Source organism: Polynucleobacter sp. MWH-Jannik1A5 (assembly GCF_018881795.1).
In the GTDB taxonomy this organism is placed as follows: Bacteria; Pseudomonadota; Gammaproteobacteria; order Burkholderiales; family Burkholderiaceae; genus Polynucleobacter.
In genome coordinates this window covers 1-566 of the sequence record NZ_JACVPQ010000011.1, presented here as the reverse complement: position 1 = coordinate 566, position 566 = coordinate 1, and the positions used below count along the sequence as shown (strand labels likewise).

At 49.3% G+C, this 566-nt stretch carries 1 protein-coding gene; it reads left to right on the top strand.

Features of this window, described 5'->3' with window-relative positions:
• Nucleotides 1–566, top strand: a 566-nt coding sequence (locus tag ICN23_RS09705; RefSeq protein WP_216232048.1) for an autotransporter-associated beta strand repeat-containing protein, incomplete at both ends; no start/stop codon positions are given.

Here is a 566-nt window from a genome sequence, read left to right as displayed (position 1 = left end):
GGCAGTACAACTGATACGACCTTTAGTGGCGTGATTAGTGGCGCCGGTAACCTCACTAAAGTGGGTTCAGGCACATTAACCTTGTCTGGCACCAATGCTTACACTGGTACAACCACTGTATCGGCTGGTACTTTACTCATCAGCAATGATGCTGGCTTAGGCGACACTATTGGTGGTACGACTGTTCATAGTGGCGGTACTTTAGATCTGTACGGCGTAGTTGTTGGAGCAGAGCAGGTCACTCTCAATGGCGGCACTCTCAAAGACGTCACCAGCCTCTTAGCAGGTAATGTGATTTTGACTGCCGATAGTACGATTAGTACCGATACTGGTAATACCTTAATTCTGTCTGGGGTGGTCTCTGGTGGATACGGCATTACGAAGACTGGCGCAGGCTCCTTGGTATTGACCAATACCAACACCTACACTGGTACAACAACTATTTCTGCGGGTACTCTGTCTCTGACCGGTACAGGCTCGATCGCTAGCTCTAGCAGCATTATTAATAACGCTACTCTCAATATCAGCGGTACCGCTGCTGGCACATCGATCATCAGCTTGGCAGG